The 17,469-nt window shown below is 31.0% G+C and carries 16 protein-coding genes; 1 reads left to right on the top strand and 15 read right to left on the bottom strand.

From position 1 onward, the window contains the following. Window positions 1-12: 12 nt before the first annotated feature. From hisG to AC3IPI_RS18215, 3 genes are all read right to left on the bottom strand, one after another. Window positions 13-870 (bottom strand): ATP phosphoribosyltransferase, encoded by an 858-nt coding sequence (gene hisG / locus AC3IPI_RS18205; protein ID WP_489154711.1) that lies wholly within the window; start codon window positions 868-870, stop codon window positions 13-15. Window positions 871-1,207: 337 nt separating this feature from the next. Next, window positions 1,208-2,602 carry a sensor histidine kinase gene (locus AC3IPI_RS18210; RefSeq protein ID WP_323491439.1) on the bottom strand — a complete coding sequence of 465 codons (1,395 nt, stop codon included), beginning with the start codon at window positions 2,600-2,602 and terminating at the stop codon, window positions 1,208-1,210. A 3-nt stretch (window positions 2,603-2,605) separates the two neighbouring features. Further along, window positions 2,606-3,268 carry a response regulator transcription factor gene (locus AC3IPI_RS18215; RefSeq protein ID WP_323491438.1) on the bottom strand — a complete coding sequence of 221 codons (663 nt, stop codon included), beginning with the start codon at window positions 3,266-3,268 and terminating at the stop codon, window positions 2,606-2,608. Between the two features lie 288 nt (window positions 3,269-3,556). On the opposite strand from AC3IPI_RS18215, the gene AC3IPI_RS18220 reads away from it, so the two are divergent. After that, window positions 3,557-5,650, top strand: coding sequence for an LTA synthase family protein (locus tag AC3IPI_RS18220; protein ID WP_489154714.1), 2,094 nt, complete (start codon window positions 3,557-3,559; stop codon window positions 5,648-5,650). 302 nt (window positions 5,651-5,952) lie between these two features. Here the strand turns inward: AC3IPI_RS18220 and AC3IPI_RS18225 are convergent, their stop codons facing one another. The 12 genes from AC3IPI_RS18225 to AC3IPI_RS18280 form a co-directional block, all read right to left on the bottom strand. Next, window positions 5,953-6,951: a zinc dependent phospholipase C family protein gene (locus AC3IPI_RS18225; protein WP_323491436.1), complete on the bottom strand. Its 999-nt coding sequence runs from the start codon at window positions 6,949-6,951 to the stop codon at window positions 5,953-5,955. Between the two features lie 202 nt (window positions 6,952-7,153). Beyond that, window positions 7,154-8,119, bottom strand: coding sequence for a YeiH family protein (locus AC3IPI_RS18230; RefSeq protein ID WP_489154715.1), 966 nt, complete (start codon window positions 8,117-8,119; stop codon window positions 7,154-7,156). Window positions 8,120-8,194: 75 nt separating this feature from the next. Next, entirely contained in the window at window positions 8,195-9,091 is an 897-nt protein-coding gene (locus tag AC3IPI_RS18235; RefSeq protein WP_489154716.1) for a LysR family transcriptional regulator, read from the bottom strand. Between the two features lie 8 nt (window positions 9,092-9,099). Beyond that, entirely contained in the window at window positions 9,100-9,840 is a 741-nt protein-coding gene (locus AC3IPI_RS18240) for an SH3 domain-containing protein (RefSeq protein WP_489154718.1), read from the bottom strand. Between the two features lie 62 nt (window positions 9,841-9,902). Next, window positions 9,903-10,649, bottom strand: coding sequence for a M15 family metallopeptidase (locus AC3IPI_RS18245; RefSeq protein WP_489154720.1), 747 nt, complete (start codon window positions 10,647-10,649; stop codon window positions 9,903-9,905). Further along, window positions 10,650-11,483 carry a DUF4846 domain-containing protein gene (locus AC3IPI_RS18250; RefSeq protein ID WP_489154722.1) on the bottom strand — a complete coding sequence of 278 codons (834 nt, stop codon included), beginning with the start codon at window positions 11,481-11,483 and terminating at the stop codon, window positions 10,650-10,652. It lies immediately after the preceding gene. Window positions 11,484-11,548: 65 nt separating this feature from the next. Further along, the gene (locus AC3IPI_RS18255; RefSeq protein ID WP_489154724.1) at window positions 11,549-13,576 is read right to left on the bottom strand and encodes a hypothetical protein; all 2,028 of its coding nucleotides are present in this window, start codon (window positions 13,574-13,576) and stop codon (window positions 11,549-11,551) included. Window positions 13,577-13,733: 157 nt separating this feature from the next. Beyond that, window positions 13,734-14,480, bottom strand: coding sequence for a 3-oxoacyl-[acyl-carrier-protein] reductase (gene fabG / locus AC3IPI_RS18260; protein ID WP_039119185.1), 747 nt, complete (start codon window positions 14,478-14,480; stop codon window positions 13,734-13,736). 122 nt (window positions 14,481-14,602) lie between these two features. Then, complete coding sequence (locus tag AC3IPI_RS18265) at window positions 14,603-15,031, bottom strand: hypothetical protein (RefSeq protein WP_039112003.1); 429 nt, start codon at window positions 15,029-15,031, stop codon at window positions 14,603-14,605. A gap of 142 nt (window positions 15,032-15,173) precedes the next feature. Further along, window positions 15,174-16,046, bottom strand: a complete 873-nt coding sequence (gene sucD / locus AC3IPI_RS18270) for a succinate--CoA ligase subunit alpha (protein WP_035624087.1) — start codon at window positions 16,044-16,046, stop codon at window positions 15,174-15,176. 86 nt (window positions 16,047-16,132) lie between these two features. After that, the gene (locus tag AC3IPI_RS18275; protein ID WP_039112002.1) at window positions 16,133-16,495 is read right to left on the bottom strand and encodes a nuclear transport factor 2 family protein; all 363 of its coding nucleotides are present in this window, start codon (window positions 16,493-16,495) and stop codon (window positions 16,133-16,135) included. Between the two features lie 2 nt (window positions 16,496-16,497). Further along, complete coding sequence (locus AC3IPI_RS18280) at window positions 16,498-17,427, bottom strand: UDP-3-O-(3-hydroxymyristoyl)glucosamine N-acyltransferase (RefSeq protein WP_489154727.1); 930 nt, start codon at window positions 17,425-17,427, stop codon at window positions 16,498-16,500. Window positions 17,428-17,469 lie beyond the last annotated feature (42 nt).

Here is a 17,469-nt window from a genome sequence, read left to right on the forward strand (position 1 = left end):
GCGAGCGAAGCTCTAAAGAACCATTTTTTCGATTGGACAAACCAAAATTCCTTCGGCGCCAACATCTTTTAGTTTATCTATTACATCCCAAAAAGTGTCTTTATCGATTACGGAGTGTACACTACTCCATCCTTCCTGCGCTAATGGCAATACGGTAAGGCTTCGTAAAACAGGAAGTATTTTACCTACTTCTTCGATTTTATCATTCGGAATATTCATCAATATATATCTTGATTTTCTAGCTCTAAGAACTGATTCTATTCTGAATTTAAGGGTATCAATTAGTTTTTGATTCTCAGGGTTTATCTTAGGAGAAACAGCTAGAACTGCCTCGCTTTTTAAGATTATTTCTACCTCTTTCAGGTTATTTTTAAACAAGGTGCTTCCGCTTGAAACAATATCTACAATTGCATCTGCAAGACCTATGTTTGGAGCAATTTCTACTGATCCTGATATTTGGTGAATGTCTACTGATAATCCGAATGAATTAAAATATTCGGTAACGGTGTTAGGGTATGAAGTTGCAATACGCAATCCGTTAAGGTCTTTTATAGAATTGTATTCGAAGGCTTTAGGAACTGCAACAGAAACTTTGCATTTTGAAAATCCTAATTTTTGTGCAATCTGAATGCCTTTTCCTTTCTCTACCAATAAATTATCTCCAACAATAGCAGCGTCTACAACTCCATCGATTAAATATTGTGGAATATCTGAATTTCTTAGAAATAAAACTTCTAACGGGAAATTAGTCGCTTCGGCTTTTAATTGGTCGTTTCCGTTATCTATCGAAATTCCGCAATCTTTTAAGATTTGAATGCTTTCTTCGTTTAAACGACCTGATTTTTGAATTGCAATTTTTAAAGTACTCATTTTAGTTTTTTGGTTTAAATTAATAGTCTGAGTACAAAGAATTGGGTATAAAAAAACCCGTTTGATGTACTCAAACGGGTTTTTAAAATATGATGATTTACACGCATACCATTAACACATCGCTTGAGGGCAATAATGAAAATGATGATGATGTAATTGAATTAATAACATAACTAGAATTGTTTTTTTTCTTTGTTTCGTTTGCAAATATACTAGATTAATTAATTAAAAAGCAATTTTTAATTTAACTTAAAATGACTTTATTGTTAAATTACCTAATTCTATCCCGTTTATACAGGGAAATATTGCTATTTATTTAATGAAATTTGAGTTTGATTTAATCGATTTCATTTTTATAAAAACCAAGTTTTAATGTCGTTCCTTCGTTTAATTTACTGGACACAGAAATTGTAATATCTAATAGTAAACTTAATTTTTTTACAATAGACAAACCTAGTCCCATTCCGTTAATATCGGGATGTAGCTCTGAATGTGAACGGAAAAATTGGTCAAATACTTTTTGTAAATCATCCGATGTAATTCCTATTCCGGAATCGATTATTTGGCATTCAACACCATCAGAAGTTTCAGCAACTATAATACTGACTTTACCATTTTCATGAGAATATTTGATTGCATTTGAAATTAAATTATTCATAATTATCGAAAGCAAATAGCGATCGGTATCCAGACAATAATCTTTTTTAAATTCTGTAACAATATGAATATTTTTAGATTGTATATTACTTGAATACTGCGAAATTGTATCTAAAATTAAAGCATTTAAATATACTTTTTCGATATGTAAACTTTGCTTTTGATTTTCGAATCGTGCCAATAATAACAATTGATCTACTAGAATATTTAATCGATCAACTTCGGTAATACAAAAATTTATTTTCTCTTCATATTCATTGTTATTACGAGGTTTACGTATTAAAACCTCAAGTGTTCCTTTAATAATAGTTAATGGTGTTCTTAATTCATGAGACGCATAAGATGTAAACTGTTTCTCTCTCTCTACAGCATTTTCAAGTCTGTCTAGTAAGCTATTTATTGTTTTTGATAATACATGCAATTCATCTCGATTTACTGGTAGCGGAATCCTGGTTCTTAAATTGTCTTTGGTAATAATATTCGAGGTTTCGATAATAGTATTAATTGGTTTTATACTTCTTCCTGCAAAAAATCTTGCTATAAAAAATAATAATATCAAAATAAGCGGAAACGCTACAACCAGTATATAAAATAAGTTGTCGAGTACCAATGTAGAGTCTGTTAATGACATGGCGATCATTAAATATCCTATTTTCTTTTGATTTACATAAATAGGAACCTGAATTTGTCTGATAATATTATCAAGTAACTTGGTATTAAACAATTCAAAATTTTCTTTTTGGCTATGAAACGTTAGTGTTTCAAGTTTTAAATTGGGAGATTTCTCTATAATTTTTCCATTTACATCTAAGAACTGAACAAAAACCGGATTTACATCGACAGTATTATGTTCGCGTTCATTCCATTCTTCTACATCTATTAAAGTCAATATCCCATTTTTGACTTTAATTTCATCTAAATGATTTTTAATTTCAACGATGATATCATTATCTATATGGCTGTAAACACTTTGTTTTACAATAGAATAAATAGTAAAAAAGACCACAAAAATTAATAATGCGGTAATAATTATATAATTAAAAGCGATTCTGTTTTTAAACGAAAATTGTAGCATTTTTTAGTCGTTTGCGATGTAACCAATACCTCGAATTGTTTTTATGTAATCTTCCTCGATTTTTAAATTCAGCTTTTTTCTAATAGCATTCATAAAAACATCAATAACGCTAGTGTCGTATTCAAAATTTATTTGCCATACATCCTGCAAAATCTGATTTCGTGTACACACTTTGCCCTTATTCTTAACCAAATAAGTTAGTAATTCAAACTCACGTTGAGTAAGCGAAACAGTTGTGTTATTTGTCATAACGGTGTGTTGCACCAAATTAATTTGGATTGCTCCAAGCGTGAGTATTTCGGGGGTTTTCTGGTTTCTGAAATGAATTTTAATTCGTTCGACCAACTCTTCAAAACTAAATGGCTTTTTTATATAATCATTTGCCCCAGCTTTTAATCCTTCAACGGTTTCAAGAATAGTATCTTTTGCTGTTAAAAAAATGATTGGTGTTGTAGTATCTTTTATTCTAATGGCTTTACATAAATCTATTCCTGTGATTTTGGGAAGCATCCAATCGAGTAAAATTAAATCAAATTTTTGTTTCTGAATTAATTCAAAACCAGCCAATCCATCTGATGCTGTAGTAATTTGGTATCCCTCTTCTTCTAAACCTTGCTGAAGAAATTGTACAATACCAGCTTCATCTTCGACTATTAAAATATGCATTTTTTAATTTGTTATATATTCTAAAATTGATAAGATTCTCTAAATAATTCTATTTACTAGTTTCAAAGATAAATGTTTTTGAACTTAAAAAACTAAGCGTTATTACTACCTAATTATTTTTACATCTCTTTGTAAGAATTAGATTCTAAATAAAAAGCTGTATATTTCCTTAAATTAAAGATAAAAAACACCATCTTAAGACAATCTTAAGGCAATGCTAAGTCATGCGAAAGGTTTGGCTAATAGCCGACTAATAGAAAGAATTAAATTTGCAATAAAATTTTTTAGATGACATTATACAAGAAATTAGCCCCATTTTATTATCTCTCTTTATTTTATTTACTAGTAAGTTTTGTATTGAGATTAGTTTTGTTTTTTCATCCTATAACCGAAACTTCATTTAGTTTTATTGATACCATCAAAATATTTGGATTGGGATTAGTATCTGATGTTTTTGTGTTTGTTGTAGCAAGTGTTTTTTTATGGTTGTATCTTATTTTTATCTCCAACTCTAAGTATTTAAAACCATCAGGTTACATTATTTTTGGAATACTTATAGCTCTTTTTCTTTATATAGCAAGCGGAAAAAGTATCCTTAACGAGTATGGTGGAGCCTTACCACAAATAGTACTTATTTTTGTTGGTATAAAAACATTTTTATTTGGATTATTACTTTTTCTTCCTAACTATCGTGATAAAATTAGATTTTGGTTATTTGCCTTTGTGATCTTTTTGTACGTGCTTTTAATCTTGCAAAACGGAATAAGTGAATATTTTTTCTGGAATGAATTTGGTGTAAAGTATAACTTTATTGCAGTAAATTATTTGGTTTATACTAATGAGGTTATTGGTAATATAATACAATCCTATCCTGTAATTCCTTTATTTTCTGCTCTTTTTTTAATTGCAGGAACAGTTACTTATTTTATTGTAAAGAAAACAAGAATTTATATTGATGCTATTCCTTCATTTCTTGAAAAGATAAAAATATCAGCTTTATACGTTACGCTTTTTGTTTTTTCATTATTTGCAATTCCACGTCTAGCGCTTAGTGAAAATTCTGAAAATGTATTTTCCAATGAACTTCAATCAAACGGATTGTATAAATTCTATTTAGCCTACAAAAACAGTAGTTTAGATTATTTTAAATTTTATAAAACTATTCCTAATGCCGAAGCTTATAAAATTCTGAAACAACAATTACCAACTATATCTGGCGAAAGTACTTTACGAAAGATACAAAGTGATTCTGCAGAAAATCGTAAAAATGTAGTCTTGATAACTATCGAAAGTTATAGTGCCGAGTTTATGAAACGTTATGGTAACGAAGAGAATATGACTCCATTCTTAGATAGTCTGGCTAATAAAAGCTTAGAGTTTACTAATTTATATGCAGTTGGTAATAGAACCGTTCGTGGTCTGGAAGCAGTTACATTATGTATTCCTCCTACTGCCGGAGAAAGCGTTGTAAAAAGAGAAGACAATAAGAATAAGTTCTCGACAGGATTTGTTTTTAGAGAGAAAGGATATACTACTAAATATCTTTATGGTGGAGATGCTTATTTTGATAATATGCAGGATTTTTATTCAGGAAATGGATATGATATTGTAGATAAATCTAGTTTTACACCCGAAGAAATTACATTCTCAAATGTTTGGGGTGTTTGTGATGAAGATATGTCCAATAAAGCGATAAAGGTTATGAATGCTGAAGCAAAAGCAAATAAGCCTTTCTTTAATCATATCATGACAGTAAGTAATCACCGTCCGTTTACATATCCTAATGGTAAAATTGATATTCCTGGGGATATTAAATCCCGTGATGGAGGCGTAAAATATACTGATTATGCCCTAAAAAGATTCTTTGAGATGGCTAGTAAACAGCCTTGGTTTAAGAATACTGTTTTTGTAATTGTAGCCGATCATTGCGCGTCTAGTGCTGGAAAAACAGAACTTCCACTAGATAAATATAGAATTCCGGCTTTTATTTATAGCCCTGGTTTTGTTCCTGCTCAAAAGTATAATAAGCTGATGTCGCAAATAGATATTATGCCAACTGTATTTGGATTACTAAATTTTAGCTACGAAAGTAAGTTTTATGGCGAAGATGTTTTAAAATCAGATTATAAGCCTAGAGCTTTTATCGCAACATACCAAGATATGGGATTGATAAAAGATAATGTATTAACGATACTTTCACCAAAGCAAAAAGTAAAACAATTTCAGCTAAACTTAATTCCGAAGAAAGGTATTGCACCAGAATATCAGATATTCTACGATGAAATTCCTTTAGCAAAAGAAAGAACCGATTTGGTTAACGAGACGATTTCGTATTATCAAACTGCTTCGGATATGTTGAAGCATAAGAAATATGAGTTTTAAAAAAAAGGTGCAAAGGCTCAAAGGTTTAGGAAAGGTTCAAAGGTTCTGAGGCACTAAGGTTTTGAAAATTTAACCGCAAAGATTGCAAAGTTTTACGCTAAGTTCGCAAAGTAAAAAGCACTAAAAAAGGCTCAAATTCAATAGAATTTGAGCCTTTTTATCTTTCTCAGAACTTCTGAGCCTTTGTCTTTCTTAGAACCTTAGTAACTTAGAGTCTCAGTCCCTTTAAAAACCTTTGCCCCTTTGTACCTTTGAGCCTAAAACCTTAGTACCTCAGAGCCTCAGAACCTTAGTCCCTTCCTCTAGTCATTTTGATTTTTCATTCCGAATAAATCTCCTTGTTGAAACAATTTTAAATCATCTCTTAAAGCTTGATAATTTCTTTGTGTAACTGCTGGAGCATCTAAACCACTTAAATCAGGTTTTCCTGCATTTACCCACGCAGTGTACCAAAAACTTGCAGTTGCAGTAATAGCTTTTCTCATCTGACTTTCAACCATTCCGTTTAACTCTTTATGTAATTTCTTAGCATAATCATCAGAGAAAACAGCCGAATTGTATTTGCTTTTCACTACTTTTCCATCAGCATCAATTTTAAAAACCTGATTTTCCGGAGTTGCTGTTCTTAGTTTTTTATCAACGTCTAATAACGGCTGAACTAAACTATGTGTATCATTAATCATATCCCAAGTTGCTTTATGAACATCTTCATAATACACCGCCTGTGGAACATTTAACTTGTAATTTTTAGCAAATAATTCAGGTAATCTGCTTTCCCAAAGAGAGTGAATTCCTTTTTGGTCCGTTAATTGTCCGTCATGATTTGCAGAAGTATGTAATGGCATGTGCGCATCACCAATATAATGACCTAAATCGGCAGCAAGAAATAAGATTTCAGCACGATTTTTATCTTTAAAAGCTTTGGTTAATTTAACCATCATTTCTTCGATATACCAAGGCAAAATCCCGTTTACGTTCAGGAATTTATCATCATATTTTTTCTTAGCTTCTTCTAAAGTTTTTGGTAAGCTGTCTGCAGAACCAAAATTTTCCATATCAAAATAATGTCTCGGATTCTCATCTTTATAATTCAAGGCATATTTACGAATATCTGGTACAGAAGCTTCTTGTGTAATAAAATCGATGTGATTGTAAAAGAAAACCTGAAGTTGATTTGGCAAAGCCATAACTGCGGCTTTATTAATACGCTCGTGACCAACAATACCCCAGGATAATGTCAAAAAACCAATTGCTAATGCAAATAATGCAATTAGTCTTGGTTTCATTTTAAAGTTTTTCATTTTTATATTTATTAGGGGTGCAAAAGTATTTTATTTAAGCAGAATTCAAAAGGATATTGCTAAAGATTATGTTAATTAAAAAAAATAACCTCTTTGATAGTATCAAAAAGGTCCAAATGATGTTGAAGTTTAATAATTTAACCTAACAGATTTTTAAAACTACTAGGTTAGTATTGTAAATCAAAACTCTTGATTGCCATTATTAAGAAAAATGTATAATTGCTATTAGTGCAACTGAAGCAATAAATACCCAAAGTAAAACTCCTTGCAACAAAGGCTTTACTCCTACTGTTTTTAGTACGCTTAGGTTCAATCCTGCCCCAATTAAGAATAAAGTAACCGTTAGTCCTATTTTAGCAAGAACAACCATTGAAGGGGCTATAATAGCCGTTTGTGGTACATAAGTATTTAGTAACATCGCCAGAATAAACAACCCGATAAAGTATGGGATTTTAATTCTTGTTTGTTTATTTTTAAAAAGCACCGTTGTAATAAGCGCAATCGGGATAATCCATAAAGCACGCGCTAGTTTTACTGTTGTTGCAATTTGTAAAGCTTCTGCACCAAATCTATTGGCTGCTCCTACTACCGAGCTTGTATCGTGAATTGCAATGGCACACCATAAGCCAAATTCTCTTTGCGACAGGTTTAATTCATGTCCTATATATGGAAATAAGAACAAAGCAATAGAGTTTAGTATAAAAATAACTCCTAAGGCTACCGATGTTTGTTTCTCATCAGATTTTATTACTGGAGCAATTGCTGCAATAGCGCTCCCGCCACAAATAGCAGTTCCACAAGAGATTAAGTGAGATGTTTTCTTATCGATTCCAAACCATTTTCCTAAAAAAGTCCCTAGAATAATTGTACTAAAAATTGATGCAATAGTAAGAACCAATCCTTCTTTTCCGGCTGATAATGCACTAGTTGCATTCATCCCGAATCCTAATCCTACAACGGAGAATTGTAGTAAAATAGTAATTGCTTTATGACTGTAATCTAAAAATGGGTTCCCAGATAAATTTGCCACCAATAAACCTAATAATAAGGCGATTGGTGGAGATATAATTGAAGTTAGACAAAGTAAAATTAGAAAAACAAAAATGATTTGTTTTGAAATTGTACTAATTTCAAATAAATGACTCGCTGTTTGTTGTTTTGTTTTCAAGGTAAATCTATTTAATAATTACAGTACAAAGGTCTGCACTTATTACAACATTTACCAATCGTAAAATGCAATCGTCTATAACTTCAAGTTATAGTAACTAGACATGTTTTTTATAAATAACTCTGTAAGAGCATCTGATTTTCCGTGAAGTGTTATAATGTAAAAGAATCTTTCGATGGTTAGTTTTTCTATATCCAAAACTACTAATTCATTGTTTTTTAATTCTTTATCTACGGCATGTATAGACATAAAGGCAACACATTCAGAATTTAAAAGATAGGATTTAATACTTTCAGTACTTCCTAATTGCATTTCGATTTGTAATTCTAATAACTTGATATTGAATTGTTTTAACGCATATTCAATAACTTCAAGTGTTCCAGAACCTCTCTCGCGAGTTATAAAACGTAAATTTTGTAAATCAGCTAATAGAATCTCTTTTTTATTAACCAAAGGATTTTTACTGCTACAAACCAAAACCAATTCATCTTTTAGAAACTCAGTATATTTAATAGATTGATTTCTGGATTGTCCTTCAACAATTCCGATTTCTATCTCTTTATTAATTAAAGCACTCTCAATTTGCTCTGTATTTCCGTTTAATAAATTGACTTTTATGTCTTGCAATTTCTGATGAAAGCGCGCCAGTAATGGCGGAATAATATATTGTGAAATGGTTGTACTTGCTCCCAATCGCAATAATCCCTGACGTTCGTTGATAAACTTACTCATATCAAAATCGATTTCCCGATAAATTTCGAAGATGTCTTTGGTATGTTTTAAAAGTATTTCTCCAGCTTTTGTTAGTGTAATTTTAGAACCATTTCGTTCAAAAAGCTTGGTTTTGTAAGTTTCTTCTAATTCCTGAATATGCTTAGAAACAGCGGGTTGCGTAATATACAATTCGGCAGCAGCTTTGGTAAAGCTTAGCCTATTTGCAACAGCAGAAAATACTTTTAGCCTAAAATCCATATTTTTATTTAAGGTATTATTTGCATTGTAGTCATCGAATAAATTTTATTATTCTTTAAACACCAAACAACTTCATAAGAATCTGAACCATCTGCTCCTGAAAGATTAATATAGATTTCATTTTTATTTCCGATATATAATTTTGTAAATTCTAAATTTAGTTCATACAAGCCAGAAATTGCCTCTTTAGGAAAACTATAACTACTATTATTTGTTACAACTTTTATTGCTTTTAATTCGTTTCTTGGAATTTGACCAAGAAATCCCCAATAAAATGCATCTTTATCGATAATAAGTCCTCCATCATTATCTTTAATAATCTGATGTTTTTCTTTTTCAAATGGTTTTGACTCAATGTAAATTTGTAAAGTATCATTCTTTACACTAATTTTTTTAGAACTCTCATTTTTAAAAGATATCTCTTTTAAATTTTCTAGATAAAAAACTCTACTTTTATGAATGTATCCATCCTCTTTTATGTCTCTGAATTTGGTAAAATCTTTAATCTTTGAATCAGGATTTATCGGATACCAAATTTTTAACCATTCAGGATTATTCCTTTCATCATCAAATGTGTTAATACAAAAAACTTGTCCTTCAATAATTTTTCCTGTTATTTTTGATTTAAGACCAGGTTTTTCTCTAACATTTACATAACCATCTTTATCATATACAATTGCAAGTTGTGCTTTTGTAATTGAACTTATAAAAAAGAGGTTTAAAATTAATAGTAATTTTATAATTTTCATATTATGTCTGCTAAATCTTCTTTTTGGAATTTATTTGACTACATTTTTTTTAATAAAATAATTTATAAAAAAAGTTCAGGTCGATACTCAAAATGCATTGTGTCATAATGTTTCCAATTGCCTCCCCAAATAAAGCCATACTTTTCAAAAATCGAAACTAGCTTCAAGGGAATTTGATTTCTATACGAAAGAGCAGCTTCTTCATTTTTACATTTGCAATCCCATTGCCAGTAATTGGAATTTTTAACATTAATATCTATAGTCATCCCATAACTGTGCATACTCAATCGGTTAGTTCCTGAAATTTTTCTCCAATTAAATGTACCACCAATAACATTAATATATTTTTTAAATTCTGGATAATTATCTAATTCTGCAGAGAGTTTTTTTACTATTTTATCAATTCCATTTACAGTTGTTACTTTTATTTTTTGATTGACTAATTTTGGACACCAAATAACTTCAGTCATTTTTGATTCAACTTCTGATTTTGAGTTTCCGTAAATTTTCTTAAAAAAAGCTTCATTTCGAATTCTTCCTGCATCATCCTTTGGAATTAAATTCTTATTTGCTTTATTATAAACAAACTTAAATTGATCCTCAATATCAGGATTCTCTAACAATTCTTGATTCGTTTTATTTTTAAAATCATCATAAATCAAATTTGATTTATCACTAAAAATAACTTTATTATCTTTATAACCAACAACTTGATTTGGGTATGCTTTAATTAATTTTTGAACATTCAATGGGATTTCTTGAGAAAAAACATTTTGGAATATAAGGACTAAAAAAAGGAATCGTTTCATTTAAAAACGTTTTAATTGTGAGGAACTAAAAGTCCATTCAGGTGTTTTCAGAGAGGTTCCAAAATCGACAGTATACCAAGGACTCAATGAACTATTATTTGGATTTTTCAATATTTGAATTTCCTGTGCAGGCATATAGCTTTGTGCTAAAAGCATAATTTTTTGATTGTTTTTAGGATTCACAGCCACATCAACTACAATAACAGCGTGACCTGGAAAGCCACCTTTTATAAAAACATCTCCAATTTTTATGTCTGAAGCATTAATTGATTTCAGTTCTTTTTCTAACGAAGCAGTTCCTGCATACATAAAAACCGTCTCTAAGTATTTCCAATAGGTTTGATAACTGTCAGATGGTTTTGCAGTTTTAACCCAACTGGTTTTGTTTCCTTTAACTGCAATTCTGTAACCTGCGGCCCATTTACTAAAATCAACTCGAAAACCATTTGTGAAATTAAAATGTATTTTATCGTACTGTTTTTGGCTATAAAAATAATCCGCTCGCAAACGCATCACGGCATCAGCACATTGATGTAAATCCTGTTTTCCAATCGGCAAATCCACAACCGCTTCATAAACATTTCGATTTGATTTTACAGTTCCATCAAAATACAAAACGTTTGAACCTGTAGGTTTTAATGGAAGATTTCGCAAAAAAAATCCAAACGAAGTTTTAGATTCCTCTTCTCGCACAAATCCCTGAGGTAGTTGAAAACGCTGCTGAATTGTGTTTCCAAAAAGATTGCTTTTAACTGTATTATTTGTCTTTGAAAATGAAAAAAAACAAAAAATTACCATCAAAATTGCTACAATAAACAAGAATTTAACTTTCATAATTTAGACTTTTAATTCATAACCACAAGATTACAAAAAGCTAGAAGGAATTCGATTATATTTCATCACAACATTCCATTGTATTTTCTAACAAACCATTCGGTTGCTAATGCAATAGAAATTAAAACAAGAAGCCAAACCCAATCAATTAAAGGAGTTTTGGTACTCACATTTTTTTGGATTGCTTTGTATTCAGGATTTTCTAAAAGAGTTTTTATTAATGCATCCGATTGGTCTTGAAAAAAAGCTTTCCCATTGGTTTGCAATGCCAATTGCTGCAATTTCAGAACATCTGGATTTACAAATTGTTTTTCGATATCAAAATCTAATATCTCAAAATGACTTGAATAGGTGGTTTTAGAATTTAATTCTTTAACAGAAAAAGAATATTTCCCGGCAGAGAGTCCATCTAAGTTTACTGAGTAAGAATTATTCCCTTTTAATAAATCGTAATTTTTAGTTTGCTTGGTTTCTGTATTGGTTACAGAAATGGTAAGATTGGCTTTCTCATCAAACTCATAATTTTTATTAAAATACTGAGCATTGATTTCTAGCGCATCACCCGAATTATAAAAGCTTTCGTGATTTACAACTAATGATTTTTTAGTATTATTAGATGCTAAATATTGTATGATTTTATCAATAAAAATATCATATTTGGCAAACGACTGATTATCGATATGACTTTGCATGCGCCATTTCCAGGTATTCTCTCCTAGTAGATAGGCATTTCTTTTTCCTTGATTTTCGGTAAATGCCAATAATGGGGCATTGGTTGCTACATTTCTGATTTTTGACGAAAGTAATACCGAAACATTTCCATTAGTAGTAATTGTTCCGAATGAATTTTGCAAAGGCGGAAAATTTTCAAATCCAATTTCTTCGGCTGCAAACAGATTAAATTGCGAATTAAATTCAGCCAAATAATCTTCTTTCTGACTGCTCATTCTAAATGAGAAAGCAGTTTGTTGCTGATTCAGAAAATTAAAGTCGGTATTGTTTCCTGTTATAATAAAGGTATTAATTCCTGCCGCTTTATTGGTATCAAAAACAGATTTAAATGCAGCTGTTGGTTGATACAAAATTAAAATATTATAATCTTGTAATGATTTGATTTCATTTGGCTTAACCAAAACCACTTTACGTTGTGCATTAGATTCTATAGAACGTTTTAAAGCTGCAATATCTGGATGATTTATTGCTGAAACAATAGCTACAGTTGTTTTTTGATCTATAATTTCTACAGCAAAATTCTTAGTATTGTTATAGGTGTTTTTTTCTTTTTCGCTTGACGAAATGGTAGCTTTAAAAATTTGTACGCCTACTTTATCTGCTGGTAATAATATATTTAAAGTCGCTGTTTTTTTAGATGGCGAAAAAGAAACTCTCTCTTTGGCTAAAACTGTACCTCCCTGAGAAATCGATAAATCAGAATTTATATTTTTTGTTCCCGAATATTGCAAGAATACTTCAACTGGGAATTTATTTTTATAAAAAGCGTATTTGTTTACGTTGAGCTGATTAATTTTTAAATCTAAAAAAGTTGTTGTGTCTCCTACAATTACAGGATATACTTTATTGTTTGGATCAAATCGATATACATAATCATTTCCTGTAGTCTGGTTTCCGTCGGTAATAACTACAGTTGGAAAAACCACATTCTTGTTGATGCTTTTTAAATTCTTGGCAATTTCGTCTAGATTAGTCTGAGTTCCTTTAAAATCAAATTCTTCTGATTGTTTAAAGTCAGCATCAAATTGATACGATTGAATTTCGTACTTATCTTGTAAATCTTTATTCGACGTTAATTTTTTATACAATTCAAGAACTTTTTCTTTAGAGTTTAAAGCTGTTATCGAACTTGAATTATCCACTACAATTGGTAATGGAGTTTTGATGATTTCTAACGAGTTCTTGGTAATTATCGGATTTATCAATAAAACCAATATCCCAAAAATGGATAGAAAACGTAAAAAAGCCAAAAACAAATTCAGTTTTGATTTGCTTTTGGCTTTATAATAATATTGAAAAAACGACAAACCTCCTGCAATTACTAATGAAAGTACTAATAATAGAATCGTGTTTGTAGTCATAATTTTTTATTAAAAGATTTAATGATTGAAAGGTTGAATGATTGAAAAAAATAAATCAGTCGTTATTACTCAAATCTTTAAATTATTGAGCAATAGTAACCTAAATCTTTACAACAAAAACCTTTGAACCTTTGTTACTCAGAACCTCAGTACCTTTCTAAGTAAGCATTCCTCCACAAACATTAAGAACTTGTCCTGTAACGTAAGCGCTCATATCTGAAGCTAAGAAAAGACAAGCGTTTGCAACATCTTCAGTAGTTCCTCCACGTTTCAACGGAATTCCTTCTCTCCAACCTTTTACTACATCTTCGCTTAATTTTGCAGTCATTTCTGTTTCGATAAATCCTGGTGCAATTGCATTACAACGAATATTACGAGAACCTAACTCTAATGCTACTGATTTTGTAAATCCGTTAACACCAGCTTTAGAAGCAGCATAGTTTGTTTGTCCAGCATTTCCTTTTACTCCAACAACACTACTCATGTTGATGATTGATCCAGAACGTTGTTTCAAAAATGTTTTTTGAATAGCTTTTGTCATATTAAAAACTGATTTCAAGTTAACATCAATAACTTGGTCAAAATCAGCCTCAGACATACGCATTAAAAGGTTGTCTTTAGTAATACCTGCATTATTTATTAAGATATCAACAGTTCCAAAATCAGCTAAAACAGCATCTACAAAAGTTTGAGCTTCTGTAAAATCTGCTGCATTCGATTGATATCCTTTTGCTTTAATACCTAGAGCGTTTAATTCTTTTTCTAAAGCCAAAGCCGATTCTACAGATGCACTGTATGTAAAAGCTACGTTTGCACCGTGTTTTGCAAAAACTTCAGCAATTCCTTTTCCTATTCCGCGGCTTGCGCCAGTAATGATGGCTACTTTTCCTTCTAGTAATTTCATATTAAGGTATTCGTTTTTTATTTTTGAAATACAAATATAGATTATTTAGGCGTTTTATAAAATTTGTAATACAAAAAAGCCTCACCGAAGTGAAGCTTTTTTATATTTTATTAGGAGTATGACTAGAAAGCTACATTCCATCTTGGTAATCTACCATTTTCATCTAAGAAATCTTGCAATATTTTCCCTTCAATGTATGTTGGGATTAATTTTACATCTGCATTAAAAGTCTCATACCAAGAAACTTCTAATCTTTCGATTCCTTCCAATTTCATTTGAGCTGGCCAAGAATATTTTCTTCCAGTTTTTGCAAATTGATGACCGTTTACGATTTTATCGTGTAATCCACCATTTTTACTTTTTAAAGTTCCGTCGTTTTGTACGGTTCCTGTAGAAGCTACCATGATTAATTCTTTGTCATCACCATTAACAGCGTAAACAACAAAAACACCACTTCCTGATTCAGAAGCATTACAAACTTCTTCTAAGCTATCGTCTTGTGTGTAAGTAAAATTTCCTTTTACTGTAAACTTTTCTAATTCTTTATACATATTTCTTTTTTTAAGCTTCTAAGAAAGGGAGTATCTAAGTTGCTACGTTTTTAAATTATACTCCGTACATTTTAAAAATGTAAAAAAGTCTCAACAGATATTGAGACTTTTTTTTGGAATTTATTATTTTGAATATTAGAGATTATCCTAATACTTCTTTTACTTTTTTACCAATTTCAGCTGGAGAATCAACTACGTGAATTCCGTTGTCTCTCATGATTTGTTTTTTAGCTTCAGCTGTATCATCAGTACCACCAACGATTGCACCTGCGTGACCCATTGTACGTCCTGCTGGAGCAGTAACTCCTGCGATGAAACCTACAACTGGTTTACGGTTACCATCAGCTTTAATCCATTTAGCAGCATCAGCTTCTAATTGTCCACCAATTTCACCAATCATTACGATACATTCAGTTTCTGGATCGTTCATTAACAACTCAACAGCTTCTTTAGTAGTAGTTCCGATAATTGGATCTCCACCAATACCAATTGCTGTAGTAATTCCTAATCCTTGTTTTACAACTTGATCAGCAGCTTCATAAGTTAAAGTTCCAGATTTAGAAACAATACCTACAGTACCTTTTTTGAAAACGAAACCTGGCATAATTCCAACTTTAGCTTCACCTGGAGTAATGATACCAGGACAGTTAGGTCCAATTAATCTAGCGTTTCTTTCTTTTACATAGCTATTAGCTTTAATCATATCTGCTACAGGAATTCCTTCTGTAATAGCGATGATAACTTTAATTCCAGCGTCAGCTGCTTCCATGATAGCATCAGCAGCAAATGCAGGTGGTACAAAAATGATAGTTGTATCTGCTCCAGCTTGCTCTACAGCATCTTGTACTGTATTAAAAACCGGACGATCTAAATGTGTAGTTCCTCCTTTTCCTGGAGTTACACCACCAACAACATTAGTACCGTACTCAATCATTTGAGAAGCATGGAAAGTTCCTTCGCTTCCTGTAAATCCTTGAACAATTATTTTGGAATCTTTATTAACTAAAACACTCATGATATATATTTTATGTAGTTTTTAAAATTGTGATGCAAAAGTAAGGTTTTGTAAATTATTTTAAACCTTTTTATTATCAAAATATCTTATAATAATTGACTCATTTGATAACCTCTGTATAATTTATTGTCTTTTATTTGCCAAATAGCCATAAAATGGGCTAAAAGCATTTCTTCTCTAGGATTTTCTATTGTTTTTACATAATGAGAATATCGTACAGAAACTAAATCATCTTCTTCTATAATATGACTAATTCTTACTTTAGAACGTACGTAAGCTCTGCCTAATTCGTTAGATAAATCCAATACACCATTGTAGTTCAACTGGATAGGTCCTTTTGTACTGTGCCAATCAACTATTACCTCAGGATGCAGATATAATTTGAAAGTTTCACTATCAATCAATGCATCCGATTTATAAAATTTCTGAACAAATTCTTTAGCAGTCATAGTTATTTTAATTTATTAAGAATTTCTGGAATTTTCTTGATATTAGCTAATTGTTTTAGCTTTTCTCTAGATTCTTCTATTGGTGTACCAAAATAAGACTTCCCTCCTTCTACAGATTTAGTAACTCCTGTTTGTCCCATTATTACAGCTTTCTCTCCTATCGTAATACCACTTGTTGTACCAACTTGTCCCCAAATTGTTACTTCATCTTCGATAATTACACAACCAGCAATACCAGTTTGTGAAGCAATTAAGCATTTTTTACCAATAACGGTATCGTGCCCAACATGAACCTGATTATCTAGTTTAGTACCTTCTCCGATAGTTGTATCGCCAGTAACTCCTTTATCAATAGTACATAATGCACCAATGCCAACATTGTCTTTTATTACTACTCTTCCACCTGAAATTAACTGGTCGAAACCATCTGGGCGTTTTTTATAATAAAAAGCATCTGCACCTAATATTGTTCCTGCATGAATCATGACATTGTCACCAATTACGGTATGATCGTAAATAGTAACATTAGGATGTATTAAACAGTTTTTACCAATTGTAACATTGTTTCCAATAAAACAGTTAGGCTGAATAACGGTTCCTTCTCCAATAGTTGCAGAAAGAGCTATAGATACATTTGTTGCCTGAAAAGGTCTAAAATGTTTAGTTAGGGTATTAAAATCTCTGAAAGGATCATCAGAAATTAGTAGTGCTTTACCTTCGGGACAATCAACAACTTTATTGATTAATATAATTGTTGCTGCCGAATTTAAGGCTTTGTCGTAATATTTTGGATGGTCTACAAAAACAATGTCTCCAGGCTCGACAACATGAATTTCATTCATACCTAGGACTTGGAAGTTTTTATCACCAACAAATTCGCAATTAAGCAAATTTGCAATTTCTTGTAAAGAGTGAACTTTTTGAAATTTCATAATTTATAATTAGAAAATTTGTCAATTAGAGAATGTGTCAAT

It is taken from the genome of Flavobacterium sp. GL_143 (genome assembly GCF_057834355.1).

Excerpts from the sequence above, each read along its gene's own strand:
- AC3IPI_RS18235 (WP_489154716.1), bottom strand. The coding sequence starts at position 9,091 with ATGGATTTTAGGCTAAAAGTATTTTCTGCTGTTGCAAATAGGCTAAGC.
- AC3IPI_RS18240 (WP_489154718.1), bottom strand. The coding sequence starts at position 9,840 with ATGAAAATTATAAAATTACTATTAATTTTAAACCTCTTTTTTATAAGT.
- AC3IPI_RS18250 (WP_489154722.1), bottom strand. The coding sequence starts at position 11,483 with ATGAAAGTTAAATTCTTGTTTATTGTAGCAATTTTGATGGTAATTTTT.
- sucD (WP_035624087.1), bottom strand. The coding sequence starts at position 16,046 with ATGAGTGTTTTAGTTAATAAAGATTCCAAAATAATTGTTCAAGGATTT.
- fabG (WP_039119185.1), bottom strand. The coding sequence starts at position 14,480 with ATGAAATTACTAGAAGGAAAAGTAGCCATCATTACTGGCGCAAGCCGC.
- AC3IPI_RS18210 (WP_323491439.1), bottom strand. The coding sequence starts at position 2,602 with ATGCTACAATTTTCGTTTAAAAACAGAATCGCTTTTAATTATATAATT.
- AC3IPI_RS18225 (WP_323491436.1), bottom strand. The coding sequence starts at position 6,951 with ATGAAAAACTTTAAAATGAAACCAAGACTAATTGCATTATTTGCATTA.
- AC3IPI_RS18265 (WP_039112003.1), bottom strand. The coding sequence starts at position 15,031 with ATGTATAAAGAATTAGAAAAGTTTACAGTAAAAGGAAATTTTACTTAC.
- AC3IPI_RS18275 (WP_039112002.1), bottom strand. The coding sequence starts at position 16,495 with ATGACTGCTAAAGAATTTGTTCAGAAATTTTATAAATCGGATGCATTG.
- AC3IPI_RS18220 (WP_489154714.1), top strand. The coding sequence starts at position 3,557 with ATGACATTATACAAGAAATTAGCCCCATTTTATTATCTCTCTTTATTT.
- hisG (WP_489154711.1), bottom strand. The coding sequence starts at position 870 with ATGAGTACTTTAAAAATTGCAATTCAAAAATCAGGTCGTTTAAACGAA.
- AC3IPI_RS18255 (WP_489154724.1), bottom strand. The coding sequence starts at position 13,576 with ATGACTACAAACACGATTCTATTATTAGTACTTTCATTAGTAATTGCA.
- AC3IPI_RS18245 (WP_489154720.1), bottom strand. The coding sequence starts at position 10,649 with ATGAAACGATTCCTTTTTTTAGTCCTTATATTCCAAAATGTTTTTTCT.
- AC3IPI_RS18280 (WP_489154727.1), bottom strand. The coding sequence starts at position 17,427 with ATGAAATTTCAAAAAGTTCACTCTTTACAAGAAATTGCAAATTTGCTT.
- AC3IPI_RS18215 (WP_323491438.1), bottom strand. The coding sequence starts at position 3,268 with ATGCATATTTTAATAGTCGAAGATGAAGCTGGTATTGTACAATTTCTT.